Here is a 26,404-nt window from a genome sequence, read left to right as displayed (position 1 = left end):
GACTACCGCGTGCCCGCCCGCCGAGGAACCAGGCCGGCGGGGATGTCGTGGCCGTAGCGCGCAGGTGCGTCCGGGCGGCCGCGGTTTATGATGGGATGCGGTGTACGTTGTCGAGCATGATGGAGGGAACCGATGACAGAGATGATGTGGGACGACGCCGATCCGGTATCCCCGCTGTCCAGCCCCGACGAGGGGACCGGCACGGCGGTTCTGGAACGCCCGGAAACCCGTGAACAGACCGATCTGACCGACGACGGCGACGCCGATCGGTTCGCCCACTACGTGTCGAAGGACCGCATCGCCGAGTCGCGGGCGACGGGACGTCCCGTGGTGGCGTTGTGCGGCAAGGTGTGGGTGCCCAAGCATGACCCGTCGCAGTATCCGGTGTGCCCGGACTGCAAGCGCATCTACGACGAGATGCGCAACTGGTGACGGTTTAGACCCGTGAGATGAAATCGATGACGCTGAGCTCGCGGTCGGTGAACGTCGTGTTCTCCAACGCCTTGAGATTGTCGAGCAGCTGCTCCGGCTTGGAGGCGCCGACCAGCACCGAGGTCACCGCGCCGTCGTGCAGCAGCCACGCCAGGGCCATTTCGGCCAGCGTCTGGCCGCGCATGGCGGCGATGTCGTTCAGGTTGTGAATCTGCTTGAGTTTGCCCTCGGTCAGCGCGTCGGCGTGCAGGAAACGGCCGTCGGCGGCGATGCGGCTGTCGGCGGGGATTTCGCCGTCGAGGTAGCGGTCGGTCAGCAGTCCCTGATCGAGAGGGGAGAACGTGATCAGCCCCAGACCCAGCCGCTGCGAGGTCTCCTTGAGGCCGTTGCGTTCCACGGTGCGGTCGAAGATGTTGTAGCGGTTCTGGTTGATGATGAACGGCACATGCAGCTCATCGAGGATCGCGGCAGCCTTCTGCAGCGTCGGACCGTCGTAGTTCGACAGGCCCACGTACAGCGCCTTGCCGCTGGCCACGATCTGGGCGAGCGCGCCCATCGTCTCTTCCAACGGGGTGTCGGGATCCATGCGGTGATGGTAGAAGATGTCCACGTAGTCCAGTCCCAGGCGCTTCAGGCTCTGATCCAGCGAGGCGATCAGATACTTGCGGCTGCCCAGGTCGCCGTACGGGCCGGGCCACATCTCGTAACCGGCCTTGGAGCTGATGATCAGCTCGTCACGGTGGGCGGCGAAATCCGTGCGCAGCAGCTGGCCCATGTTGCGTTCCGCGGCACCGGGTTCCGGGCCGTAGTTGTTGGCCAGGTCGAAATGTGTGACGCCGTGGTCGAACGCGGTCCGGGTCAGCTGGCGCATCGTCTCGAACGGCGTGCGGTCGCCGAAGTTATGCCAGCAGCCCAGCGAGACGGCCGGCAGTTTCAGACCGCTGTCGCCGCAGCGGTTGTAGGTCATCGCGTCATAGCGGTCGGCGGCGGGGACGTAGGTCGTCGTCGGTTCCATCATGCGCGGGTTTCCTTTGCGAATCGGGGTGGTCACAGTACGGTGGTTTCGGTGGGGATCACCGGTTCGCCGCGCATCAGGCTCTGCGCGGTGATCGGCAGCTCGGCCAGCGCCTGGGCGCGATAGTCGTGCGCGGCCATGATCGCGTCATGCCCCTGCCAGGTCGAATCGATCCGGCCGTGGTCCACGAAGTCCACCAGCAGGTCCTTCCACCCGTCCTCGGGCCGGAAGGCGGCCAGCTTGTCCTCCGAACCGGAAATCACATGCTCGCAGTCGGCCAGGTTGTACTCGTAGGAGCGGTACGCCAGCTTGCGGCCGGGCACGGTGGCCTTGTCCTTCGACTTCTTGGCCACCGGCTGCATCACGCCTGCGGAATTCTCCCGTTCGGTGAGTTTGTAGACCATCGCGCAGGTGGGCGCGCCAGAACCGGTGACCAGTCGCGTGCCCACGCCGTACGAGTCCACCGGAGCGGTCTGCAGCGAGGCCAGCGCGTATTCGTCGAGGTCGTTGGTCACGGTGATCTTGGTGTTCGTGGCGCCCAGGGCGTCCAGCTGGTTGCGCACGCGCTGGGCGAGCGCGGCCAGGTCGCCCGAATCGATGCGCACGCCACCGAGCTCCGGTCCGGCCACCTCCACGGCGGTCTTGACGGCCTCCTCGATGTTGTAGGTGTCGACGAGCAGCGTGGTGTTCTTGCCGAGCGCGTCGATCTGGGAGACGAAGGCGTCGCGCTCGGAATCATGGACGAGCGTGAAGCAGTGCGCGGCGGTGCCGATGGCCTTGAGCCCGTACAGTTGGGCGGCCAACAGGTTGGCGGTGCCCTGGAACCCGCCGACCACGGCGGCGCGGGAGGCCGCCACGGCCGCCCACTCGTTGATGCGGCGGCCGCCCATGTCCATGCACGGGCGGTCCTTGGCGGCGGTGGCCATGCGGGAGGCCGCCGAGGCGACCGCGCAATCGTAGTTGAGGATCGACAGGAACAGCGTCTCCAGCAGCGTGCACTCGCCGAAGGTGCCCTCCACCTGCAGCACGGGGGAGTTCGGGAAGAACATCTCGCCTTCGCGGTAGCCCCTGATCGAGCCGGAGAAACGGAAGTTCTCGAGCCACTTGACGGTGTCGGCGCTGACGATGTTGCGGTCGGCGAGGAATTTCAGATCCTCGTCGTCCAGATGGAAGTGCTCGAGCGCGTCGAGGATGCGCCCGGTGCCGGCCACCACCCCGTACCGGCGGCCTTCCGGCAGGTGGCGGGTGAAGATCTCGAAGACGCACCTGCGGTTGGCGGTGCCGTCCTTCAGCGCGGCGTCCAGCATCGTGTACTCGTACATGTCGGTCATCATGGCCGGCGAATAATCAACCATCGTTGCCCCTCCTTCGGCGAGGAATATTACCCAGAAGCGTAGTGAGCCGGGGAGACCATCCCGGCCCCCAATATGCCCTGGGTGCTAGGTTGGTGGGCATGGCTGAAATCAAGGATTTGCTGAACGATGTGGTGCTGCGCCCGGATGGGCGCGCGGCCGACGAGCTGCGCCCGGTGCGCATCACCCGCAACTTCACCGATGCCCCCGAAGGGTCGGTGCTCATCGAATGCGGTTCGACGCGCGTGATGTGCACGGCCACGTTCACCACGGGCGTGCCGCGTTGGCGCAAGGACTCCGGTCTGGGCTGGGTCACCGCCGAGTATGCGATGCTGCCGCGCGCCACCGCCGAGCGCACGGACCGCGAGTCGGTGCGCGGCAAGATCGGCGGCCGCACGCATGAGATCAGCCGCCTGATCGGGCGCTGCCTGCGTGGCGTGGTGGATATGAAGGCGCTGGGCGAGAACCAGATCCAGCTGGACTGCGACGTGCTCCAGGCCGACGGTGGCACCCGCACCGCATCGATCACCGGCGCGTATGTGGCGCTGGTGGACGCGTTGCGTTGGGCGGAGCGCAACCGCAAGATCAGAAGCGCGGACAAGGTGCTCAAGGATTGCGTCTCGGCCGTATCGGTCGGTGTGATCAACGGCACGCCGATGCTGGACCTGCCGTATATCGAGGACAGCCAGGCCATGACCGACATGAACGTGGCCATGACCGGTTCCGGCCAGTTCATCGAGATCCAGGGCACGGCCGAGCATCGCCCGTTCAGCCGTGAGGAGCTGAACCGGCTGCTGGATCTGGCCGAAAAGGGCAACAAAGAGCTCCAGGCCGCACAGCGTGCGGCGCTGGCCGAGTAATGGGGTTCGCACTACCTCGGGGTTCCGAACGGGAACGGTTGAAAATGGCCGCCTCGGAATCTGAAACGCGAGGTAGTGCGAACCACCGAAAGGAACGACTCATGACCACCACCAACCTGACCATCGTCGTCGCCACCCACAACGAGGGCAAACTGGCCGAGATGCGCCAGATCCTCGAGGAGTGCCTCGGGGAGCGCGCCTCGGGCGTGCGGCTGGTCTCCGCCGGCTCGCTGGACCTGCCCGACCCGGTCGAGGACGGCGTGACCTTCGAGGAGAACTCGCTGCTCAAGGCCCGTGACGTGGCCGAGCGTACCGGACTGCCGGCCGTGGCCGACGACTCCGGCCTGATCGTGGACGTGATGGGCGGCGCGCCGGGCATCCTATCGGCACGCTGGTGCGGCCACCATGGCGACGACGCGGCGAACAACGCGTTGCTGCTCGCCCAGATCGAGGACATTCCTGACGCCAAGCGCACGGCCCGGTTCCGCTGCGCCGCCGCCCTGGTGGTGCCCTCATCCGATGTGGACGAGAACGGACGTCATCGTATCACCCGGGAAATCGTCCGCAACGGCGAGATGCCTGGCGTCATCCTGCGCGCCGCCCGCGGCGAGCGTGGTTTCGGCTACGATCCGCTGTTCGTGCCAGACGACCAGCCCGGCCGCACGAATGCCGACGGCGAACCGCTGACCAGCGCCGAGATGACCCCCGAGGAGAAGAACGCCATCTCCCACCGAGGCAAGGCCCTGCGCGCCCTGATGCCCGAGCTAGCCGCCATCCTCCTCTAAGCGTTCAGCAGGAAGTGGGCGCCGACCATCAGCGCCATCGCGATCACCGCGCTCAACGACAGCGTGAACCCGGCAAGCCGCGCATTGCCCAGCACCTTGTCGGTGTACAACGTGGCGAAGATGGCGGTCGGCGCCAGGCAGCACAACGCCACCGCCTCGCGCGTGAGGGCGTCGAACGGCAGCAGCAGCCAGGCGGCCGCCGCGAACAACACGGCGAACGGCACGCGCCAGCCCAGGATCTCCAGCACGTCGCGCACGTCGTGGCGCGAAGCCGGCAGGTCCATCAGCATGCCGACCATCAGCATCGAACAGAAGGCGTTCGCGTTGGAGAACGGCTGGCAGAACGTGCCCAGCCATTCCGGCAGGCTCACGCCGGCGATCATCAGCACGATCATCAGCATGTAGGTGTCGAACGACGGCGATGACGCGAACCCCTTGAGCACGTTGCGCGCCAGTGCGCGCCGTGCCAGCCGCCGGGCGTCGCGGTCGGCGGGGCGCTCGTACGGCAGCGTCGGCGCATCCCCGGCCCCCTGCTCGGCCAGCGTGCGGCCGGGCTCGATGTGCAGCAGCGTCTGCGTCATCACGTTCGTGCCCGCCGACACCATCACGCAGTTGCCGACGTCGAACATCGCGGCCGGCACCAGCGCGGCCGGGCCGATCAGCGACTGCAACACCGGGAAGCAGAAGCAGCCGACGTTGTAGCCTGACCCGTTGAGCATCAGGAACGCGCGGTCGGCCACCGGTCTGCGCCACGAATAGGCGTACATGACCAGCGTCGGCACCAGAGCGGCGACGAACGCGAATCCCGAGACGATCAGCAGGCTCACGTCATGCGGATTCGTGGCGAACGAGTAGATGATCGCGCCGGGCAGGATCAGGTTGAATTCGGCCTTCTGGATCACCCGGTAGTCGCGCTCGCCGAACAGTCCGAAGCGTTTGAACAGGTATCCGGCGGCGATGATGATCAGCAGGGTGATCGGCTGGATGAGTGCTGACATGGCGGAACCCTCCCGGTTGACCATGGGGTAGGCGACGCAAGCCATGGTACTCCCGTATGCGATGCCGTGGGCGCGGCAGGGATCCGTCCGGGTGATGTGGTGCGCTGCGACCTGGAAAACCGCGGAATCGGCGGTCTCTCGCATTGTGGAACGGGTGCGCGAGATGGGACTCGAACCCACACGTCCGAAGACACAGGAACCTAAATCCTGCGCGGCTACCATTACGCCACTCGCGCGTGCATCCCGGGGCGGTTCCGCCGCCGGTTATGCAAAACCCTAGGCCGCGACTGCCGCCGCGCCTAGGGTTGTGGAGCCACTTGACAGAATCGAACTGTCGACCTGCTCATTACGAGTGAGCCGCTCTACCGACTGAGCTAAAGTGGCGTGGTCGTGCGGGCAGCATTCGCGACCCGCGCACGAAAAATAGATTGTAGCGCAGGGTCGGGATTTGTCCAACTCGCCGTGTCTCCGGGAGTCGTGCGCCCGTGGGATCCGTTCGGGCTCAGCCTGAGCCTGCCCGACATCACGCAGAACTCCGGGCCTCGTGCGCCTGTGCGTGCCGTTCGGAGTTCCGGGGCTCGTGCGTTCCGTTCGGGGTTCGGGGATTCGCGCGCCCGTATGTTCCGCTTGCGGTTCGCGGCTGCCGGCCGTCACGGTATGCTGTGAGGCATTGAAATTCAGATGGATTGAGCGAAGGCGGGTGTCGATGGCGAATGGAGGCGGTGGGCCGCGTTCCCGAAACGTGCGTGTCGAGGCGCTGCGGTTGGCGGCGATCGTCGGGATCTCCCTGTTTCACACGATGATGCCGTGGACGGCCCAGGCGCTGTGCGATCCGCAGACCGGCTGCGGCCCGATCGGAGAGGCGCTGGGGTCGGACCCCGTGATGCTGACCGTGCTGGGCGTCATCTCGCTGATGGGCGCGTGGGGCAACCATGTGTTCTTCATGATTTCCGGGTTGTATCTGGTGCCTTCGCTGGCGCGCCGTTCGACGCAGGTCGGGTACTGGCTGTCGTCGGCCCGCGGCACCGTGCGGCGCGTGCTGGCGATCGCCGTATCCGTGGCGGTGGTGGCGGTGTTCGCGCTCGCGTGCGACGCGTGGGTGACGCCGTTGGCGCGCGTGCACGAGCTGTGGCAGTGGACGTTGGGACTGGAGTTCGTGTGGCTGTATGCCGCCTTTGCAGCGGTGGCGCCGGTTCTGGCGTGGCTGCTGCGGCGCATGCCGGCGCGGGCGCGCGTGGCGGTCGTTGGCGTGGTGGTGGCCGTGGTGATGCTGCTGAACGGGTACATCGCGTTCGTATCCCCCGGGGATGCGGCGCGCGGGCTGACCGACTGGCGCAAGTGGATGAGCGCGGTCACGTATGCGGCGGCGTTCGCGCTCGCCGGGGTCGCCGGCATGTCCGAAGCGCCGCGGGCGGCGGATCTCGAGCGCCGTCGACGCCGCTGGCTGGCGGCTTCGGCCGTGGTGGCCGTGGCGGTGCTGGCGGTGGTGACGGTGGCCGCTGCGCGCAGGGACGTGACGGTGCTGGGCGCCCTGTCCTACAAGTCGACGTCGGCGGCGTCGATGGCGCTGGCGTTCCTGCCGCTTATGGCGTGCGCGATGGGGGCCGGGCGCGAGGGCGAGGATCTGGCGGGCGCGTCGCGCAGGTCGGGCTCGTCCGGCTCGGTGGCGGCGCGGTGCACGGCGTGGTTGGCGGCCGGCATCCTGGGATTCTATATCGTGCAGTCGGTGTTCGCCTCGGTGGTGATGGACGCCGGTATCCAGGGGATGCTGGCGTCCGTGGTCTCCGCGGGTGGCGGCTGGGCGCTGCTCGCCGCCGGCGTGGCGGTTTCCGTGGCGTATGTGGTTGCGGTGACGGTGGCGGATGGCCTGATCAGGCGTCCGCTGCTGCGATGGATGCGGCTGGGCTGATGCGAACGTTTGCATGTCGTGTTCGGCCGACGCGTGTCATGATGCCGCCCTGTCCAATTTCATAGGTACCGTGGAGCATGAAGAGCAACGGCGCGGGGCGACTTCCGTGCCGCTTCATCGGTTAAGGAAAGGACCTGTTTACTATGGCCATCAATCCTCCTGTTGACGCCACTGCCACCCCGGAGTGGGCCGCGCTGCAGAAGCACTACGACGAGCTGCAGCACGAGGGCGTCAGCCTCAAGCAGTGGTTCGCCGACGATCCGGAGCGTGTCGAGAAGCTGAGCTTCGATGCCGGCGATCTGCATTTCGATCTGTCCAAGAACCTCATCAAGCCGGAGACCCTCAAGCTGTTCGCCGACCTCGCCAAGGCCGTCAAGCTCGACGAGCGCACCAAGGCCATGTACACCGGCGTGCACATCAACAACACCGAGGACCGCGCCGTGCTGCACACCGCGCTGCGCCGCCCGGTCGAGGACGAGGGCAAGTACATCGTCGACGGTCAGGACACCGTCAAGGATGTGCGCGAGGTGCTCGGCCGCATCTACGCCTTCGCCGACAAGGTCCGCTCCGGTGAGTGGACCGGCGTGACCGGCAAGAAGATCGAGACCGTCGTCAACATCGGCATCGGCGGCTCCGACCTGGGCCCGGTCATGGTGTACGAGGCGCTCAAGCCGTATGCCGACGCCGGCATCTCGGCCCGCTACATCTCCAACATCGACCCGAACGACCTGGCCGAGAAGACCAAGGGCCTCGACCCGGAGACCACGCTGTTCATCATCGTCTCCAAGACCTTCACCACGCTGGAGACCCTGACCAACGCCCGCGGCGCCCGCACCTGGCTGCTCGAGGAGCTCAAGGCCTCCGGCGCCATCGACGGCTCCGAGGAGAAGAAGGCCGAGGCCATCCGCAAGCACTTCGTCGCCGTCTCCACCAACCTGGAGAAGGTCGCCGAGTTCGGCATCGACCCGGAGAACGCCTTCGGCTTCTGGAACTGGGTCGGCGGCCGCTACTCCGTGGACTCCGCCGTCGGCACCTCGCTCGCCGTGGTCTTCGGCCCGGCCCGTTTCGAGGAGTTCCTGCACGGCTTCCATGAGATCGACGAGTACTTCGCCAACACCCCGTTCGAGCAGAACGCCGTCGTGCTCATGGGCATGCTCAACGTGTGGTACCGCAACTTCTTCAAGGTCGCCTCGCACGCCGTGCTGCCGTACGACCAGTACCTGCACCGCTTCCCGGCCTATCTGCAGCAGCTGACCATGGAATCCAACGGCAAGTCCGTGCGTTGGGACGGCACCCCGGTCACCTCCGAGACGGGTGAGATCTTCTGGGGCGAGCCGGGCACCAACGGCCAGCACGCCTTCTACCAGCTGATCCACCAGGGCACCCAGCTGATCCCGGCCGACTTCATCGCGTTCGTGAACACCCCGAACCCGCTGAAGGACGGCGACCAGGACGTGCACGAGCTGTTCCTGGGCAACTACTTCGCGCAGACCAAGGCGCTCGCGTTCGGCAAGACCGCTGACGAGGTGCGCGCCGAGGGCACCCCGGAGGAGATCGTGCCGGCCCGCGTGTTCACCGGCAACCGTCCGACCACCTCGATCCTGGGCGTGGCGCTGACCCCGTTCGCCGTCGGCGAGCTGATCGCCCTGTACGAGCACATCACCTTCGTCGAGGGCACCGTGTGGGGCCTGGACTCCTACGACCAGTGGGGCGTCGAGCTCGGCAAGCAGCTGGCCAAGGAGATCACCCCGGCCATCTCGCAGGACGACGAGGCGCTGGCCGCGCAGGATGCGTCGACCCAGTCGCTGATCCGCTTCTACCGTGAGCACAGGGAGTTCTGAGCTCCGCTCAGAACGCTGTGCCCAGCGCGGGCGCGCAATACGGCGCGCCCGGCTACGAACAGTCCGCTGGACTGTTCGTCAGAGGAGTTCTGGGTAAAGCTCAGAGCACTGTTGAAGACCCCGGCATCGCCGGGGTCTTCCCGTATCGGGCAGGAATCACGGCGGCCGCCATGCATTCCGGGTATGGTTCGGCACCGATCGGCGCATTGGTGTTGATTTCGTATCCGGCGTATTGTCGTGGCGCTGGCGGTATCGTGAAACCATCACGATCTCAATCGCAAGGAGGCAACAGATGGTGACCACCTATCAGACCGATTCCCCCACCGCGTCCGTGGTCTACATGACCCGGGACATCAGCCCCGCGGGCCTGAAGAAGGCCTACGAGGCGCTCGGCGTCAAGCCCCAGGGCAAGGTGGCGGTCAAACTGAGCACCGGCGAGGGCGGCAACACACATTATCTCCAGCCGGCGTTGATCAAGGATCTCGTGCAACAGCTCGACGGCACGATCGTCGAATGCAACACCGCCTACGCCGGCACCCGCAACGAGTCCTCGAAGCACTGGGAGACGATCAAGGAGCACGGCTTCATGGAGATCGCCCCGGTCGACCTGCAGGACGAGGAGGGCGAGATCGAGATCCCGATCGAGGGCGGCAAGCGCCTGACCAGCGACACCGTGGGCTCGCACTTCCCGAACTACGACTACTACGTGGTCCTCTCCCACTTCAAGGGGCATGTGATGGGCGGCTTCGGCGGGGCCCTCAAGAACATCTCGATCGGCATCGCCTCCTCGCACGGCAAGGAGCGTATCCACTCCGGTCAGGACGAGGCGCTGCCCAACGCGTTCGACGGCGACCACGACTCCTTCCTCGAGGCGATGGCCGAGGCCGCGACCGGCGTGTTCAACGCACTGCACGGCAACATGCTGTTCATCAACGTGATGAACAACCTCTCGGTCGACTGCGACTGCGACGGCAACCCGCATGCCCCGCAGATGAACGACATCGGCATCCTCGCTTCGCTCGACCCGGTGGCCGTGGACCAGGCCTGCGTCGACCAGGTGTACCTGTCCGACGACAACAACGGCCCGCTCATCGAGCGCATGGAGTCGCGCCATGCGATCCATACGGTCGAGCACGCCGTGGAAATGGGGCTGGGCAACCGCAACTACCGTCTCGTCGACCTCGACGCCTGAATCGGCCCCGCACAGTTTGGTTTTGCATAGAAGGGAAACAGTCATGGCAACAACAATGAGCATCAGCCGCACCCGCGCGCTGCCGTCCGTCAAAGTGCAGGCGGCCGCCACCCTCGCCGCGATCGCCGGCGCGGTGGCGATTCCGCAGATCTTCCACGTCGTCGGCGCGATTTCCGGCATGGGCACCGGTCTGGGTGAGGCGTTCCTGCCGATGCACCTGCCGATCATGCTGGTCGGTTTGCTGGCCGGCCCGTATGCCGGCGCGATCGCCGGGGCGTGCGGTCCGCTCGTCAGCTTCGCGCTCTCCGGCATGCCGGGTGCGGCGATGCTGCCGTTCATGGTGATCGAACTGGCCGCCTACGGTCTGATCGCCGGCCTGCTGCGCGCCGCCAAGATGCCGACGATCGCCAAGGTGCTGCTGGTGCAGGTGGGCGGACGCGTGGTGCGTGCCGCCGCGATCCTGTTCGCCGTCGGCGTGCTCGGCAACGCCACCGTCGCCGTCGCCTCGATCTGGACGAGCGTGCTCGCCGGCCTGCCCGGCCTGATCCTGCAGTGGGGCTTGGTGCCGCTGATCATGTTCTGGGTGGAGCATCGCGCCGCCAAGGAGTGACGTCTGCCGCCTCGGTCCGATGATCGTTTGAAAGCCGCTTCCGTCCGTCGCATGCGCGGGCGGGGCGGCTTTCCATCGTCAGGGCGCAGTCGCGTCGATTAGGCCGTCCGCCTGACATCCCGTGGACGGAGAGTCGCGGACAGACGTAAAGGAGAACAACCTCATGACTATGCATGATGACTGGATGCGGGCACGTCGCACGCTTAAGGCCGATGGCGCGCTCGGTTGTGTCGCCTGCCGTGGCGACGAGACCCTCACCGGCGCCGGCCGTGGTGTCAAACCGCTGCTGGCTTGGCTGGCCGCGGGGCAACGGCTCGACGGATTCTCGGCCTCCGATCGGGTGGTCGGCAAGGCCGCCGCGATGCTGTACATCCAACTGGGCGCGGTAGCCGTACACGGCCATGTGATGAGCGAGGCGGGACTGGCCATGCTGCGGTCCCACCACGTCGAGGCCGCCTGTGACGAACTGGTGCCGATGATCCGCAACCGTGCGAACACCGGCATGTGCCCGATCGAACAGTCGGTGCGTGGCATCGACGACCCGGCACAGGCCGAGACCCCCATCCGCGCCGCCGTCGCCGAACTTATGGCCGCGAGGTCCTGACCGGGCTCCCCCGTGCCCGTCGGCGCGGCCCATCCCGCACGGGGCATCCCGGCGGACGGTGGTGTCCGAACGAGCGGGTACAGTGGAAAGTCGCTGTGCCGGGAGATTGGTCGCCGCATGAACCGTTCTCCCCATAAGGGTCCAGCCGGTCGGCCGCAAGGCCTTGCATCCGGCGGATTGGCGGGCTTCCCGAGGGCAAACCCGACGGAATACTGAACCAGGGCCGGCGATGGCCAGACCATGCGCCGCGCCCCGAACCGAGGCGCTGACATGCGGCAGCGTTGGAGGAAACCATCATGGTGAATGCTATCGAGGCATTTGACGCCAAGCACATGAAGCCGGCCGAGGAGATCCCGGATTTCCGTCCCGGCGATACCGTTGACGTGAACGTCAAGATCAAGGAAGGCAACAACTCCCGTATCCAGACCTTCACCGGCGTGGTGATCGCCCGTCAGGGCGCTGGCGTGCGCGAGACCTTCGTTGTGCGCAAGATCAGCTTCGGCACCGGTGTGGAGCGCCGCTTCCCGCTGCACTCCCCGTCCATCGACTCGATCAAGCTGGTCCGTCGCGGCCGCGTGCGTCGTGCGAAGCTGTACTACCTGCGCGCTCTGCGCGGCAAGGCCGCTCGCATCGTCGAGCGTCGCGACAACAAGGCCACCAAGGCCTGAGCCGCATCGCTCACCGTCAAAACGTGAACGCAACCCGGTCGCCGCAAGGCCTCCGGGTTGTTTCATATCCGCAGTCGCTATGATGGAACGCGGTGCCGTCAACCGACCGCGCCGCCAACGCAAGGAGGACGCCAGATGCAGCTGCCATCCAATCCCGACGAGGAACGGGATCTGCGCACGATGATGGTCGCCGACCATGGCGTGGACCCGTCGCCGGTGCCCGGCCGCCGCAGGCCGGAGCCCAAACCCGCGGGCGCGGGATGGCGCGACACCTTGGTCTGGTGCGGCGTGCCGGTGGTCATCATCCTGCTGCTGCGCGTGTTCGTCTTCGGCATGTACGCCATCCCCAGCGGCTCCATGGAGAACACGATCATGCCCGGCGACCGGGTGCTGACGCTGTCGCTGGCACCGAAGGTCGTGGATCTCAAGCGCGGCGACATCGTGGTGTTCAAGGACCCCTCGAACTGGCTGCGCAACGAGCAGACCGATAGCATCTTCGGCAAGGACCGCCTGATCAAGCGGCTGATCGGACTGCCCGGCGACGTGGTCGAATGCGCGGGGGAGGGCAGCCCGGTGACCATCAACGGCGTGGCCATCGACGAATCCGCCTACATCCGTCCGGGTGTGGCGCCCAGCAGCTTCCCGTTCCGGGTGGAAGTCACGGAGGGGCATGTGTTCGTCATGGGTGACAACCGTTCCAATTCCGCCGATTCCCGGTACCACCAGGATGATGAGGAGAACGGGTTGGTGCCGTTGGAGGACATCGAAGGCGTCGCATTGGCCACGTACTGGCCGCTGCAGCGCATTGGCGCGCTGGACTCGCATCACGACGTGTTCGCGGACGTGCCGGGCGCCGACTCCGTGGGCCTATGACCCATTCGGCTGACGGTCCGCCCGGTTGAATTTCCCCGAACCGTATCTATTCGGACGTCGATTCGTTCGGACCGTGATCTATTCGGGCGGTGACCTCTCTAGACTATGGGTATCCGGACAATGATCCATCCGACCGGCTATGCCCCGGACTGTGATCTATCGGGGATACCACGGCAGGAGCAGGATATGGTGTATGAGATTCCCACACTGGAGTCGGAACGGGAACTGGCCGCACAGGGCTACGAGCTGATCGTCGGGTTCGACGAGGTCGGGCGCGGCGCGCTGGCCGGTCCGGTGATGGTCGGCGCCGCGGCGGTGCTCGCCTGCGACCTGCCGGAACTGACAGTGCCTGCCGGCGTGGCCGATTCCAAAGTGCTGACGGAACGCCGCCGCGAGGCGCTGTTCGAACCGTTGCGGGCATGGTGCGCGGCGAGCGCGGTGGGGCAGGCCGGCAACGACGAAATCGACGAGTGGGGAATCGGCCATGCGCTCGGCATCGCCGCCCTGCGTGCGCTCAATGACGTGGAACGGCAGCTGGGGCTTATGCCGTTAGGCGGCGAACGGCCCACGTCCCAAGTCCGGACCGGGCAAATCGGCCGGGTCGGCGCGATTCTTGACGGTCCCAACGACTACATCACCAAAGCGCTCGACACCTTTGACGCGCCGGACGTGCCGGTTCCGGCGCATGTCATCACCCGGGTCAAGGGCGATCGGCATTGCGCCACGGTCGCCGCTGCGGCCGTCATCGCCAAGGTCACGAGGGACAGGCTGATGGTGGACATCGCCCGCGGCAATCCGCGGTATGCGCCGTATGAGTGGGACCGCAACAAGGGGTACGGCTCCGCCGCTCATCGCCGTGCCATCGCCGAACTCGGCCCCACCCCGCTGCACCGCACCAGCTGGCATCTGACCGGCGAGTGACCGCTGCATCAGCTGGCGTCTGACCTGCGGTGACCGCCACATCAGCTGGCGTCTGACCGCCACGGCATCGCGCCGGCACGCTACCGAGTCCGAAAACGGCCTTTGCCGCGTTCCGTACCGTACCGCTGTGGTACGGAACTGTGTTTTGCGGGTTCGAGCTCTTCCGTACCGTCCGTCTGTGGTACGGAGTTCATTCCGTGCGGCTTTATTCGTTTTGTACCACACTGTTGTGGTACGGAGTCGCAGTTTGCGGGGTTTGAGCGTTCCGTACCGTACCACGGCGGATGCCATGCGGCCACGGAGATGGCTTGCCAGTTGAACCCGCAAATCTACGCGGTCAAGCGGATGCCATACGGCCACAGAGATGGTGCCGGGTGCCATTCGTGCGTCACCTGCGCCATGCACCTGCGCCTTACTCTTGCGTAAGAGCTGGACTTGCGTTGAAGGACGTCATCGTCCCCTACAGCCATCGGCTCGGCGTCAGCGAATCGGTCGAACGTGTCCCCCTGTGCCGTTTTCCCCTACGACCATCGGCCCGACTGGGTGGAAGCCCGGCTCGTTCGGAAGGATGAGAATCGTCAATCCCGCCGTTGGTAATCGTTCCGCAGTGCTATGGATGGCGCGGCGGCGCGCCCATAATCTCGGAACCATGAACAGCAATCGAAACGAATACGCGCCGACACACGCCGTGCACGGCGCCGTCCCCGTCCAATCCACGCATTCGCGGACGCCCCAAGGATCCGCGATCCTGAACGCCTCCGGTCTGGTCATGGACTACGGCGCCGCCAACGCCCGCGCCGCCGCCGATCATGGCACCGTCGGCACGGGTCCCGCACCCGCGCACACGCTCGCGCTCAACCATGTCGACTTCACCCTGCACGAGGGCGAGTCGGTCGCCGTCATGGGACCTTCCGGTTCCGGCAAATCCACGTTGCTGCACGCGCTCGCCGGCATCATCCGGCCCACCGCGGGCACCGTGACCTTCCGCGGCACGGACCTGACCGCCATGCCGGACGCGGCACGCACCAGGCTGCGTCGCAGCGCCTTCGGCTTCGTCTTCCAGTCCGGCCAGCTGCTGCCCGAACTGCCGGCGGTCGAGAACATCGCCCTGCCGATGATGCTCGACGGGGTCGCCTACCGTCAGGCGACCGATACGGCGATCCTGTGGCTGGAACGGCTCGGCCTGAGGGCGCTCGCGGGCCAACGGCCCGGTGAGATGAGCGGCGGGCAGATGCAGCGCGTGGCCATCGCCCGCGCCCTGTGCGTGCAACCGGCCGTGGTGTTCGCCGACGAGCCGACCGGCGCGCTCGACCAGGCCACCGGGCGCGAGGTCATGTCGATCCTGATGGAGGCGAGCCGTGCGAACGGCGCCGCCGTGGTGGTGGTCACGCACGATCCGAACGTCGCGGCGTTCTGCGACCGCACCGTCACCATGCAGGACGGGCGTCTGGCGGACCTGCCCGGCGTCGCCGGCGGGCGTGACGAACGCGTGGTGTCGGCCCCCAGCTGGCGGGGGCGGACCCCGAACGAGGGAACCGGGGTGGCCCGATGAGCACCTTCGCACTCTGGCGCCTGTTCCACCGCCCCGGCCGCGCCGACACGACCGCGCACACCTCCGCGCTCGCCATCATCGCCTTCGCCGCCGCCACCGCGATCTTCCTGACCGTGCTCGGCGGCCTGCACGGCTTCGTCTGGCGCGCCTCCGCCGACCACACCATCGGCTGCCTGTTCAGTCCCGACGCCTGCGCGCCCGGCACCTACGAGGCGTTCTCCCGCCGGCTCGCGGACGACCAGATGACGCAGATGGCCTCGACCTATGTGGTGCTGGCCGTGTTCGCCTGCATCCTGCTGGTCGTGCCGTTCGTGGCGCTCGCCGGTTCGGCCGCGCGTCTGGCCGCGTCCCGGCGCGACTCCCGCCTGGCCGCGCTGCGATTGGCGGGGGCGACCACCGGCCAGGTGGTGCGGCTGACCGCGTTGGACGCCGCAGGACAGGCGTTGGTCGGCGCACTGATCGGCATCGTCGGATATTTCGCCCTGATGCCGCTGATCATGCTGTTGAACTTCCAGAATCAACGGTTCACGTTCGAGCAGCTGTGGGTCGGTTCGATCGCGCTGATCGCCGTGCTGGCGGGTGTCACCGTGCTGGCGCTGGTCTCGGCGCTGGTCACGCTGCGCCGTGTGGCGATCACCCCGCTGGGTGTGACGTCCCATGCCGCCGAGCCGCTGCCGGCGAAATGGCGTGTGCTGGTCTTCCTGGCCGTGGTGGCCGCCGCGTACCTGGTGTTCTCGAATCCGACCATGCTGACCGGCTTGGGTGATGCGATGATCTATGCGGTGATCATTGGGTTCTTTTTCCTGGTGTTCGCCGTGGTGAACCTGGTGGGCGCATGGGTGGTGGCGGCTCGCGCCCGCGCCAAGGCGCGTCGTCCGAAGGACGCGGCCACGATGATTGCGATGCGCCGCATCCTCGACAATCCCAAGCGCGCCTGGCGCAACGTCTCCGGCGTGGCGTTGGCCGTGTTCATCGCCGGCATCACCTCGATCTGCGGGTATCTGTCGACGGCCGCGTGGACGTCGGGTGGCGCCGCGCCGCCGGCCGACGATCCGGGTGTGACGATGATGCGCGATATCGGCACCGGCGGTCTGCTGACGCTCGGGTTCGCCGCCGTGCTGGCCGCGGTCAGCTGCGGGGTGATGCAGGCGGGCTCCGTATACGACCAGGCGGCCGAATACCGGATGCTGGTGTTGGAAGGCACCGACGTGAAGACGTTGAACCGCGCGCGGTTCGTGGAGGTGCTGACGCCGTTGGCCACCGTGGTCGTGGTGGCGGGCGGCTGCTCGCTGCTGCTCATGTTCCCGCTGTTCGCGGCATCGATGACGCAACCCGCCACGATCCTGAGCTTCGTGGGCGGCGTGGCGCTGTGCTTCGCGCTGGTCTCGGTCGGTGCGTTCGCGTCCAATCGCGTGGCCGCCAACCTGAACCTGACCGATTACCGCGCCGACGACTGACGGGCCAGGCGCGGGCCCGTGTCGGTGGCGGGCCCGTGTTTTGTCCGAATCGGGGGATTCTTGCTATTTCGGGGTGATGGTTACGTTCACAACGTAAGAATCCCCCGATTCGGACAAACGGGGTCGGCAGGGACCGGGATCAGCCCAACAGCACGGCGATTAGGGCGATGACCACCGGGCTGGTCATCGTGCTCAGCAGGATGCCGTCGCGCGCGAACGTGGTGCCGACGTTGTACCGCGCCGCGTAGTTGTACACGTTCTGCCCGGTCGGCAGGGCGGCGAGCACCACGCAGGCGTACAGCGTCGGCCCGCGGAAGCCCATTACGAAGTAGGAGAGCAGGAACGCCACCGCCGGCATGGCCAGGTTCTTCAGCGCGGTGACGGTGAGCGTGGCGTGGCGCGCGGTCCGCTCTTGCATCGGCCTGGCCCCGTGCAGGGACATGCCGAACGCCATCAGGATCATCGGCACCGCGGCGCCGCCGATCATGTCGATCGGGTCGAAGATGAACCCGGGGATCACGAACCAGCCGACCTGGGCCGAGACGATCGACACCGCGATGCCGAGTATCGAGGCGATGAGCATCGGCTGGTGGAACGGCTGCTTCAGCACCTCCTTGACCGACACGCGGCCGGTGGTGGCCATGTCGAGCACGGTCAGCCCGACCGGCGTGAACAGCGCCTGCTGCATCACCAGGATCGGCGCCACCAGCGCCGGGTCGCCGAGGATGTAGGTGGCGATCGGCAGGCCGATGTTGTTCGAGTTCAGATACAGCGAGTTCAACGCGCCGATGGTGGCGTGCGCCGCATCCATGTGGAAGCACAGTCGGTTGATGATGAGGAAGGCCACGCCGACGGCCATGGCCGAGGCGAACGCCACGACGATCGACGAGTGGAAGATGTCGAAGATCGGCTCCTTGGAGAGGATCGCGAACATCAGGCACGGGCTGCACACGAAGAAACTGAAACGATTGAGCACCATCTGCGCGCTGGACCCGCCGATGCGCAGCCGCGCCGCCACGTATCCGGTGAGGATCACGATGCCGATGACGCAGAATCCCTGCAACGCGTTCAGCAGCCCCATGACTTCTCCTTGCCTGTATGGAATCGCGTCCGCGGCGGTGCCGTTGCGGACGTGGTAACCAGTGTCGCATCGGCGCGCGGCCGTCGCCGCCTTCGTCTCATATCCCGTTGCGCGACACACCCGGTTTCTCCGGACCGCGCGACATCGTGACCGTGCGAGGAGTTGGAACAGTGGCGAAATATCAACGTTTTGGGGACTTGTATCACGGTCACGATGTCGCAGAGTCCGCAATAGGCCGGGCGTGTCGATTATCGGAACGGGGGCGGGTAGGCTGGGGGACATGAGTGATGAGATGATGCAGGCCGCGGCGATCGAGACGCCGGCGGAGATCGGGTTCGCGCCGGACGCCACGATGGGCGAGGCGCTGGCCGCGCTGATGGAGCAGATCATGGCCGTGTATTCGGTGAGTGACGACGAGGGGCCTCTGACCGACATGGTGGAGCGGTTCCTGCGCCGCCAGCCGCATCTGACCGTGCGCCGGCACGGTGATACGTTGGTGGCCTCGACCGATCTGGGCCGTGATCGCCGCGTGATCCTGTGCGGGCATTTGGATACGGTGCCGGTGATCGACAACTTCCCGCCGCGTTGGCTGGAACCCGGCGATCCGGCGATCCGTGCGGAGATCGCCGCCGCGCATCCGGGCGAGCGTGTGATGTGGGGGCGCGGCGCCACCGACATGAAGGCCTCCGACGCGGCGCTGCTGTATCTGGCGGCCGCGTTGACCGAGCCGAAGGTGGACCTGACCTACGTGTTCTACGACCATGAGGAGGTCGTGGCCGAGAAGAATGGCCTGCGCAAGGTGGTCGAGGCCCATCCCGAATGGATCGAGGGCGACTTCGCGATCATCGGCGAACCGACGAACTGCGGCATCGAGGGCGGCTGTAACGGCACGATGCGCTTCGATGTGGTCGCGCACGGTGTGGCCGCGCACTCGGCGCGCGCGTGGATGGGGGAGAACGCCATCCACAAGGCCGGCGAGGTGCTGATGCGTCTCAACGCCTATGAGCCGCAGGCCATCACCGTGGACGGTCTGGAGTACCGCGAGGGCCTGAACGCCACGCTGATCTCCGGAGGCAACGGCACGAACGTGATCCCGGACGAATGCCGCATCCACGTGAACTACCGTTTCGCACCGGACAAGTCCCTGCCCGAGGCCAAGGCGCTGATGATGGGCACGGACGCCGGCGCGGAGCTGAACAACGGCGAGCATACGGCCACCGGCGGCGTGTTCGAGGGCTTCGGCATCGAGATGAAGGACGAATCGCCGTCCGCCCGCCCTGGCCTGGATGACCCTCTCGCCCGGTCGCTGGTCGATCTGGTCCGGGAACGCACCGGCCGCGAGCCGGTCGCCAAGCTCGGCTGGACCGACGTGGCCCGTTTCGCCGCGATCGGCATCCCCGCCGTCAACCTGGGTGCCGGCGATCCGCTGCTCGCGCACAAGCATGACGAGCAGGTGCCGGAAAGCGACCTGACGCTGATGGCCGGCATCCTGCGCGACTGGCTCGGCTGACGGTCCGGGCCTTCCGCGTTCCTGCGCCGCCGTGTCCGCCTTGCGGCATGGGCGGGATGTTCCTCGCATGCGCGGCGGTGGAGGTCGTCGCCGTGCGGACCGGCGACGCGCGGCAAAACCAATGGGTGGTGAACGGCCGGCAAAAAGTGTGTCATACTGGACTGTGGTGGTTCTGCACACCACCGCCGCAGCCTGAAGATGGCGTCGATCCCCTCGCGTGAGTGTTCCGCGAGCGCCGGTGTCCGCCGTCGAGCAGCACAGACTTTTGCAGGAGCAGCCTGTACGGTGCGCGATAGTGCGCGACCACGGTGAGAGCGTGGGGTGACAGCCGGGACGGGCCGGAAAACAGACGACGCGGTGCAGCGCGTCGCGAGGAGCATTGTGCCCAGAGTGAACCGTGAGGGCTTCGACGAGGTCGAAGCCGCAGATCAGTCGTTGTCTGAAGCATCGTCGTCCGAGACCGCCGCGCCGCGCCGCCGCCGTGGCCGTCGCGTCACCCGTGACGTGGGTGCCGCCGGCGCCACCGTCGCGCTGAAGGTGGAGGATCATTCGCTGCCGTTGTTCGAGGAGCCGCATCTGCCGTCCAGGGGCGAGTCGAAGCCCGTGTCCGAGGCCGCTCGCGAGGATGCCGAGCCCACGCCCACGCGCCGTCGCACCCGTCGCCGCGCGGACGCCGAGCAGTCGGAATCCGCTCAGGTGTTCCATTCGCCGTTCAGCGACGCCGCGGGTGATGATCGCGCGTTCGACGCGGTGGCCGCGCTGCCCGAGGGGCATGAGCCGCGGCGTCAGCCCCGCCCGATGACCTCCCTGCTGTTCCAGGAGCCGGTGCTGCCGGAGTCGCGTCCGCGTCCCGTCCATGACGACGAGGAGGAGGACGGGCAGGAGGATCGTCCCGCGTCCCGTCGTTCCCGTTCCCGCCGTGCGCGGGGCCGTGAGGAGGAGCGTATCGAGGTCGAGGAGGAGCGCACGGAGGAGGAATCCCGCCCGTCGCGCCGTCGTCGCGCCGCCAGCGCTGAGGACCGTGACGAGAACCGCCATGACCGCGAGGAGCAGGAACACGCCGATACCGCCGATGCCGAGTCGACGCGTTCGTCGCGCCGTTCGCGTCGTCTGAACGCCCAGGAGCGTCGTGCCGCGGCCGAGGTCGAGCAGATCGAGGAGGACCTCGAGCTCGACGACATCACCTATCTGCCGATCGACGAGGAGCGTCCCACCAAATCCGATGACGAGGAGGAGGGCACGACCCGTCGCCGTCGTCGCCGCTCGCGCGGCGGCAACCGCGAGGAGCGCGCGAACGAGGATCGGCCGCGTGACGAGCATGAGGAACATCCCCGCGAGTCCTCCCGGGAGGATGAGAACGACGACGAGGAGCAGACCGTCAGCCGTCGTCGTCGCCGCCGCCGCGGTGCCAAGGCCGAGCAGGAGCAGGAGCAGCCGCTGGTCCGCCGCTCGCGCAAGCAGCAGTACATCGATGAGATCACCGATGTCGAGGGCTCGACCCGTTTGGAGGCCAAGAAGCAGCGTCGGCGCGACAACCGCCGTGAGCGCAGCCGCCAGAACCAGCTGATGGAGCAGGATTTCCTGGCGCGCCGCGAGAGCGTGGAGCGCCTGATGGTGGTGCGCGAACGTGAGCGCCATACGCAGATCTCGGTGATCGAGGACAACATCCTGGTCGAGCACTACGTCTCCGACATCCAGGAGGTCGCCACCGTCGGCAACATCTATCTCGGCCGCGTGCAGAACGTGCTGCCGAGCATGGAGGCCGCGTTCGTGGACATCGGCCAGGCCCGCAACGGCGTGCTGTACGCCGGCGAGGTGAACTGGGACACCACGCGTCTGGAGGGCCAGCCGCGCCGCATCGAGCTGGCGTTCAAGTCCGGCGACCCGGTGCTCGTGCAGGTCACCAAGGACCCGATCGGCCACAAGGGCGCGCGTCTGACCTCGCAGGTCACGCTGGCCGGCCGCTTCCTGGTGCTGGTGCCCTCCGGCGGCATGACCGGCGTCAGCCGCAAGCTCTCGGAGCGTGAGCGCAGCCGTTTGAAGGGCATCGTCTCCAAGATCGCGCCGAAGGACATGGGCGTGATCATCCGCACGGCGGCCGAGGGCGCCTCCGAGGAGGCGATCGTCAAGGATCTGGAGACGCTGGTGCACCAGTGGGAGCGCATCACCGCCAAGCGTGACGAGTTCCTGCACGGCAAGCGTCCCAAGCTGCTGCAGGGCGAGCCGGATGTGGCGATCCGCGTGGTGCGCGACATCTTCAACGACGACTTCGACAGGATGATTGTCGAGGGAGACAAGGTGTACGCGCGCATCGAGGAGTACCTCGACACGATGGCCCCCGACCTGAAGGGCAAGCTGGAGAAGTGGGACCCGGCCGAGCACGAGGGCAAGGACGTGTTCGACAAGTGGCAGATCGACTCCCAGCTCAGGAAGGGCATGGAGCGCCAGGTCTACCTGCCGTCCGGCGGCTCGATCGTCATCGACCGCACCGAGGCGATGACCACGATCGACGTGAACACGGGCCGGTTCATCGGCCGCGGCAAGAGCCTGGAGGAGACGGTCACCCGCTGCAACCTGGAGGCCTCCGAGGAGATCGCCCGCCAGCTGCGTCTGCGCGACATCGGCGGCATGGTGATGATCGACTACGTGGATATGGTCATGCCCGCGAACCGCGACCTGGTGCTGCGCCGTCTGGTCGAATGCCTGGCGCGTGACCGCACCAAGCATCAGGTGGCCGAGGTCACCTCGCTGGGTCTGGTGCAGATGACGCGCAAGCGCATCGGCCAGGGCCTGGTGGAGGCGTTCTCGGAGGAATGCCCGACCTGCAAGGGCCGTGGCTTCATCCTGCACGACGAGCCGACCGTGTCCGCGGACTTCGACGACCCGTATGCCCTGAAGGGCGGCGATCCGTTCGTCAAGACGAACAAGCATGGCCAGGGTACGCAGGTGCAGGTGCCGCAGGGCTCCTCGCCGGACGTCAAGGCCAAGCTCGCCCAGATCGCGGCCGCCGCGGTGGCCGCGAGCGCCGAGGACTGACGGCGTGTCGAGTTGACACGCACGACTCGTCCATTTGCGTTCGTACACGGGTCGGTGTAGATTAGATAGTCGGTGTCTGGCCGTGAGGCTTTGCCGTGCCGGACAGAACAGCTTCCAAACACTAGCAAGGAAACGGATTATGTACGCGATTGTGAAGGCCGGTGGCCATCAGGAGAAGGTCGAGGTCGGTGACGTCATCGTGGTGAACCGTCTCGATGCGAAGGTCGGCGATACCGTGGAGTTCCCGGTCGCCCTCGTGGTTGACGGTGCCAAGGTCACCCTCGGTGCCAAGGATCTTGCCGCGATCTCCGTCAAGGCGGAAGTGATCGACGACTCTGCCAAGGGTCCGAAGATCAACATCATGAAGTACAAGAACAAGACTGGCGTCACCCGTCGCAAGGGCCATCGTCAGCAGCAGACCATCGTCAAGATCACCGCGATCGCCTGATCTGACGGCTGGGTAAGGACCGAAAGGAACAGACATGGCACATAAGAAGGGCGCTTCCAGCTCGCGCAACGGTCGCGATTCCAACGCGCAGTACCTCGGCGTCAAGAAGTTCGGTGGCGAGGCCGTCATCGCCGGCAACATCATCGTGCGTCAGCGCGGCACCAACTTCCACCCGGGCCAGAATGTCGGCATGGGCAAGGACCACACCCTGTTCGCGCTGACCGACGGCAACGTGCGCTTCGGTGTGCGCCGCGACCGCAAGGTCGTCGACGTCGTGACCGCCTGATTTCCGCAGGCGCAATACGTTTGGGCCGCATCCCGCAATCCACGGGATGCGGCTTTTGCTATCCTCGGCCACGGGCAGGGGCACACGGTAAGGTAGGCAGCTATGAGTGATTTTGTGGATCGCGTGGTCGTCCATGTCAAGGGCGGCGACGGCGGCAATGGTTCGGCCGGCATCCGGCGTGAGAAGTACAAGCCGTTGGCCGGCCCGAACGGCGGCAACGGCGGCGACGGCGGATCCGTCGTCTTCGTGGCCGACCAGAACGCCAACAGCCTGTTGGACTACCGGTTCATGCCGCACCGTTCGGCGGGCAACGGCACGATGGGCCTGGGAGACAACAAGGACGGTTCCAAAGGCGACGATCTGATCCTGCCGGTGCCGGTGGGCACCGTGATCTTCGAGGCGCGCGGGGGCCAGGGGGCGCCGAAGAAGCCGGGCGAGCAGCTGGCCGACCTGCGTCATGACGGCGACCGGTTCGTGGCCGCGGCGGGCGGCGCCGGCGGCCTGGGCAACATCGCCCTGGCCAACAAGACGCGCCGCGCCCCGGGTTTCGCGCTGCTCGGCGAACCGGGCGAGGAACGCGACGTGATCCTGGAGCTCAAGTCCATTGCCGACGTGGCGCTGGTGGGATTCCCGAGCGCGGGCAAGTCGAGCCTGGTGGCCGCCATGAGCGCCGCCAAGCCGAAGATCGCGGATTATCCGTTCACCACGCTGGTGCCGAATCTGGGCGTGGTCATGGCCGGCGACCGCCGCTATACGATCGCGGACGTGCCGGGACTGATCCCCGGCGCCTCCGAGGGCAAGGGTTTGGGCTTGGAATTCCTGCGCCACATCGAGCGCACCGAGATCATCGCCCATGTCATCGACTGTGCCACGCTGGAACCGGACCGTGACCCGATCTCCGACTACGAGGCCCTGGAACACGAGCTGGCCGTGTACGCGGACCGGCTGGAACTGCCGCTCGGCGCGATCCCGATCCCCGAACGTCCGCGCATCATCATCCTCAACAAGGTGGATGTGCCTGAGGCCAAGGAGCTCGCCGAATTCGTCCGCCCGGAGTTCGAGGCGATGGGATACAAGGTGTTCGCGATCTCCACCGCATCGCATGAGGGGCTGAAGGAACTGAACTTCGCTTTGGCCGAGATGGTGGCGCGGATGCGCGAGGAGGTCTCCAGGCGCGAGCAGACGCAGGAGGCCGAGCGCGTGGTCATCAAGCCGCTGGAGCAGCCGGCGCGCCGCCGTCGCGGGCAGGACGCTTCCGGTCCCGGCGTCGACTTCACCGTGGAGCGCGTGGAGGACGCCGGCGGCGAGTTCTGGTATACGGTCAGCGGCACCAAGCCGGAACGTTGGGTGATGCAGACGAACTTCGACAACGACGAGGCCGTCGGCTACCTGGCCGACCGTCTGGCCAAGCTGGGCGTGGAGGACGAACTGCGCCGCCAGGGCGCCAAGCCGGGCGACGAGGTGCGCATCGGCCGCGGCAACCGTGCCGTCGCCTTCGACTGGGATCCGACGATCGCCGCCGGTGCGGAGATGCTGGACGGTGCCCAGCTGGGCGCCCGCGGCAAGGATCTGCGCCTCGAGGCGCAGGACAACCGCGCCCGCCGCCGCACGAACGCCGAGCGTCGCCGCCAGTACCACGAGATGATGGACGCCCGCCAGGCCGTCCGCGAGGCGATGATGGCGGAACGCGCCGCCGGCCACTGGGCCGATCCGAGCATCGACGACGATCCGCACGACGAGCAGAGCCTGTTCGGCCGTGGCGAGGAGGCCGACGAGTAGCGTAAGGAGTCCAACCGTGTCCACACCAAGCCAGACACAGGTGCGGCGGGCCGTCGCGCAGGCGGGGACCGTCGTGGTCAAGGTCGGGTCGAGCTCGCTGACGCGGCCGTCCGGCCATCTGGACGCCGCCAAACTGGAGGCGTTGACGGCGGCCGTGGCGGCCAACGTCAACGCCGGGGCCCGCGTCGTCCTGGTCTCGTCGGGCGCCATCGCGGCCGGATTCGGCCCGCTCGGCTTCAGCGAACGACCGCGCGACGTGGCCACCCAGCAGGCCGCCGCCTCGGTCGGCCAGGGACTGCTCATGGCACGGTACGAGGCCGCGTTCGCGCGTTTCGGCATCCGTGTGGGGCAGATCCTCATCACCGCCGGGGACACGATCCGCGCCACGCAGTACCGCAACGCCCGGCGCACGCTCGAACGGCTGTTGGACCTCGACGTCGTGCCGATCGTCAACGAGAACGACGCCCTGGCCAGCAACGAGATCCGCTTCGGCGACAACGACCGGCTCTCCGCGCTCGTGGCCAACATCGTGCGCGCCGATGCGCTCGTCCTGCTCACCGACGTGGACGCCCTGTACACCGCGCCTCCCGGCAGCCCCGGTGCGCGGCGCATCGACTACGTGCCGAACGTCGTCGACACGTTGCATGAGGTGACGGTGGGCGGCAGCACCTCCGGCGTCGGCACCGGCGGCATGGTCACCAAGCTCGAGGCGGCCAGGATCGCCGCGGTCTCCGGTGTGCCCGTGGTGCTGACCAGCGCGGCGAACGCCGGACCGGCGATGATGGGCGACCCGGTGGGGACAGTGTTCGCGCCCGTGCATGATCGCGGCTCCTCGCGCCGGTTGTGGATCGGATTCGCGGCGGAACCGCGTGGGACGATCGTGGTCGACGAGGGGGCGGCGCGGGCCGTGCGCGGGGGACGGGCCAGCCTGTTGGCGGCCGGTGCGCTCGAGGTGCGCGGCGGGTTCTCCGCCGGCGACCCGGTATGGGTGGACGCCGAGGACGGCACCCATCTGGCGCGTGGCCTGGCGGGGTTCGACTCCGAGGAGATTCCGCAGATGCTCGGGCGCAACACGGCCCAGCTCAAGCGTTTCCTGGGCGAGGCGTACGCGCATCCGCTGATCCATCGGGACGACCTGGTTCTGGTCTGAGCGGGGCCGTGCCGGCGTTCCGCGGCGCGGCGTTCTCGGCGCGTG

Annotated in this window: 23 protein-coding genes, 2 tRNA genes and 1 pseudogene; 20 read left to right on the top strand and 6 right to left on the bottom strand. The window is 67.0% G+C overall.

The window, feature by feature from the left end; genetic code table 11:
* The first annotated feature begins 141 nt into the window (after nt 1-141).
* Nucleotides 142-432 carry a DUF3039 domain-containing protein gene (locus tag OU11_RS02645; RefSeq protein ID WP_373869293.1) on the top strand — a complete coding sequence of 97 codons (291 nt, stop codon included), beginning with the start codon at nt 142-144 and terminating at the stop codon, nt 430-432.
* Between the two features lie 4 nt (nt 433-436).
* Here OU11_RS02645 and OU11_RS02640 read toward each other — a convergent pair whose 3' ends face one another.
* On the bottom strand, nt 437-1,450 hold the full coding sequence (locus OU11_RS02640) for an aldo/keto reductase (protein WP_033514363.1): 1,014 nt from the start codon (nt 1,448-1,450) through the stop codon (nt 437-439).
* A gap of 29 nt (nt 1,451-1,479) precedes the next feature.
* Nucleotides 1,480-2,802: a nicotinate phosphoribosyltransferase gene (locus OU11_RS02635; protein WP_033514361.1), complete on the bottom strand. Its 1,323-nt coding sequence runs from the start codon at nt 2,800-2,802 to the stop codon at nt 1,480-1,482.
* Nucleotides 2,803-2,900: 98 nt separating this feature from the next.
* Here OU11_RS02635 and rph point away from each other — a divergent pair, with 98 nt between their 5' ends.
* Entirely contained in the window at nt 2,901-3,659 is a 759-nt protein-coding gene (gene rph, locus OU11_RS02630; protein ID WP_033514360.1) for a ribonuclease PH, read from the top strand.
* Between the two features lie 116 nt (nt 3,660-3,775).
* Nucleotides 3,776-4,444 (top strand): non-canonical purine NTP pyrophosphatase, encoded by a 669-nt coding sequence (locus OU11_RS02625; RefSeq protein ID WP_033514461.1) that lies wholly within the window; start codon nt 3,776-3,778, stop codon nt 4,442-4,444.
* Here the strand turns inward: OU11_RS02625 and OU11_RS02620 are convergent.
* From OU11_RS02620 to OU11_RS02610, 3 genes are all read right to left on the bottom strand, one after another.
* Nucleotides 4,441-5,442, bottom strand: a complete 1,002-nt coding sequence (locus OU11_RS02620) for an AEC family transporter (RefSeq protein WP_033514460.1) — start codon at nt 5,440-5,442, stop codon at nt 4,441-4,443. The genes OU11_RS02625 and OU11_RS02620 overlap by 4 nt on opposite strands.
* A gap of 155 nt (nt 5,443-5,597) precedes the next feature.
* Nucleotides 5,598-5,678: transfer RNA gene (locus OU11_RS02615), tRNA-Leu, on the bottom strand.
* A gap of 72 nt (nt 5,679-5,750) precedes the next feature.
* Nucleotides 5,751-5,826: transfer RNA gene (locus OU11_RS02610), tRNA-Thr, on the bottom strand.
* A 322-nt stretch (nt 5,827-6,148) separates the two neighbouring features.
* Between OU11_RS02610 and OU11_RS02605 the strand changes: the two genes are divergently transcribed.
* The 10 genes and pseudogenes from OU11_RS02605 (at nt 6,149) to OU11_RS02560 (ending at nt 17,069) form a co-directional block, all read left to right on the top strand.
* On the top strand, nt 6,149-7,351 hold the full coding sequence (locus OU11_RS02605; RefSeq protein ID WP_152597042.1) for an acyltransferase family protein: 1,203 nt from the start codon (nt 6,149-6,151) through the stop codon (nt 7,349-7,351).
* Between the two features lie 143 nt (nt 7,352-7,494).
* Nucleotides 7,495-9,192: a glucose-6-phosphate isomerase gene (gene pgi, locus OU11_RS02600; RefSeq protein ID WP_033514358.1), complete on the top strand. Its 1,698-nt coding sequence runs from the start codon at nt 7,495-7,497 to the stop codon at nt 9,190-9,192.
* A gap of 292 nt (nt 9,193-9,484) precedes the next feature.
* Nucleotides 9,485-10,384, top strand: a complete 900-nt coding sequence (locus tag OU11_RS02595; protein WP_052122569.1) for a DUF362 domain-containing protein — start codon at nt 9,485-9,487, stop codon at nt 10,382-10,384.
* 43 nt (nt 10,385-10,427) lie between these two features.
* A complete protein-coding gene (locus OU11_RS02590) occupies nt 10,428-10,994 on the top strand; it encodes an ECF transporter S component (protein ID WP_033514357.1) in 567 nt (188 codons plus the stop codon).
* 163 nt (nt 10,995-11,157) lie between these two features.
* On the top strand, nt 11,158-11,598 hold the full coding sequence (locus tag OU11_RS02585; RefSeq protein WP_081963405.1) for a DUF1893 domain-containing protein: 441 nt from the start codon (nt 11,158-11,160) through the stop codon (nt 11,596-11,598).
* A gap of 296 nt (nt 11,599-11,894) precedes the next feature.
* Nucleotides 11,895-12,266, top strand: coding sequence for a 50S ribosomal protein L19 (rplS, locus tag OU11_RS02580; protein ID WP_033505372.1), 372 nt, complete (start codon nt 11,895-11,897; stop codon nt 12,264-12,266).
* Between the two features lie 135 nt (nt 12,267-12,401).
* Nucleotides 12,402-13,139, top strand: coding sequence for a signal peptidase I (gene lepB / locus OU11_RS02575; protein WP_081963404.1), 738 nt, complete (start codon nt 12,402-12,404; stop codon nt 13,137-13,139).
* Nucleotides 13,140-13,325: 186 nt separating this feature from the next.
* Nucleotides 13,326-14,060, top strand: a complete 735-nt coding sequence (locus OU11_RS02570) for a ribonuclease HII (RefSeq protein WP_033514356.1) — start codon at nt 13,326-13,328, stop codon at nt 14,058-14,060.
* Between the two features lie 649 nt (nt 14,061-14,709).
* Nucleotides 14,710-15,634, top strand: a pseudogene (locus OU11_RS08605) (ABC transporter ATP-binding protein); the annotation flags it as partial.
* The gene (locus tag OU11_RS02560; RefSeq protein WP_033514355.1) at nt 15,609-17,069 is read left to right on the top strand and encodes an FtsX-like permease family protein; all 1,461 of its coding nucleotides are present in this window, start codon (nt 15,609-15,611) and stop codon (nt 17,067-17,069) included. The pseudogene OU11_RS08605 and the gene OU11_RS02560, both read left to right, overlap by 26 nt.
* Nucleotides 17,070-17,208: 139 nt before the next feature.
* On the opposite strand, the gene OU11_RS02555 is transcribed toward OU11_RS02560, so the two are convergent.
* Nucleotides 17,209-18,150, bottom strand: a complete 942-nt coding sequence (locus OU11_RS02555; RefSeq protein ID WP_033514354.1) for an AEC family transporter — start codon at nt 18,148-18,150, stop codon at nt 17,209-17,211.
* 352 nt (nt 18,151-18,502) lie between these two features.
* Here OU11_RS02555 and dapE point away from each other — a divergent pair, with 352 nt between their 5' ends.
* The 7 genes from dapE to proB all read left to right on the top strand — a co-directional run bounded on the left by dapE (nt 18,503) and on the right by proB (nt 26,359).
* Nucleotides 18,503-19,660: a succinyl-diaminopimelate desuccinylase gene (gene dapE, locus OU11_RS02550; protein WP_223224083.1), complete on the top strand. Its 1,158-nt coding sequence runs from the start codon at nt 18,503-18,505 to the stop codon at nt 19,658-19,660.
* Between the two features lie 47 nt (nt 19,661-19,707).
* Nucleotides 19,708-19,881, top strand: a complete 174-nt coding sequence (locus OU11_RS09315) for a hypothetical protein (protein WP_161782751.1) — start codon at nt 19,708-19,710, stop codon at nt 19,879-19,881.
* Between the two features lie 160 nt (nt 19,882-20,041).
* A complete protein-coding gene (locus OU11_RS02545) occupies nt 20,042-22,696 on the top strand; it encodes an Rne/Rng family ribonuclease (RefSeq protein ID WP_033514353.1) in 2,655 nt (884 codons plus the stop codon).
* Nucleotides 22,697-22,835: 139 nt separating this feature from the next.
* Entirely contained in the window at nt 22,836-23,144 is a 309-nt protein-coding gene (gene rplU, locus OU11_RS02540) for a 50S ribosomal protein L21 (protein WP_033514351.1), read from the top strand.
* A gap of 34 nt (nt 23,145-23,178) precedes the next feature.
* Nucleotides 23,179-23,430 (top strand): 50S ribosomal protein L27, encoded by a 252-nt coding sequence (gene rpmA, locus OU11_RS02535; protein WP_033514350.1) that lies wholly within the window; start codon nt 23,179-23,181, stop codon nt 23,428-23,430.
* Nucleotides 23,431-23,532: 102 nt separating this feature from the next.
* Nucleotides 23,533-25,209 carry a GTPase ObgE gene (obgE, locus tag OU11_RS02530; RefSeq protein ID WP_033514349.1) on the top strand — a complete coding sequence of 559 codons (1,677 nt, stop codon included), beginning with the start codon at nt 23,533-23,535 and terminating at the stop codon, nt 25,207-25,209.
* Between the two features lie 16 nt (nt 25,210-25,225).
* On the top strand, nt 25,226-26,359 hold the full coding sequence (proB, locus tag OU11_RS02525) for a glutamate 5-kinase (protein ID WP_033514348.1): 1,134 nt from the start codon (nt 25,226-25,228) through the stop codon (nt 26,357-26,359).
* Nucleotides 26,360-26,404 lie beyond the last annotated feature (45 nt).

It is taken from the genome of Bifidobacterium pullorum DSM 20433 (assembly GCF_000771405.1).
Lineage (GTDB): Bacteria > Actinomycetota > Actinomycetes > Actinomycetales > Bifidobacteriaceae > Bifidobacterium > Bifidobacterium pullorum.
This window is presented reverse-complemented; position numbering and strand designations above follow the sequence as displayed.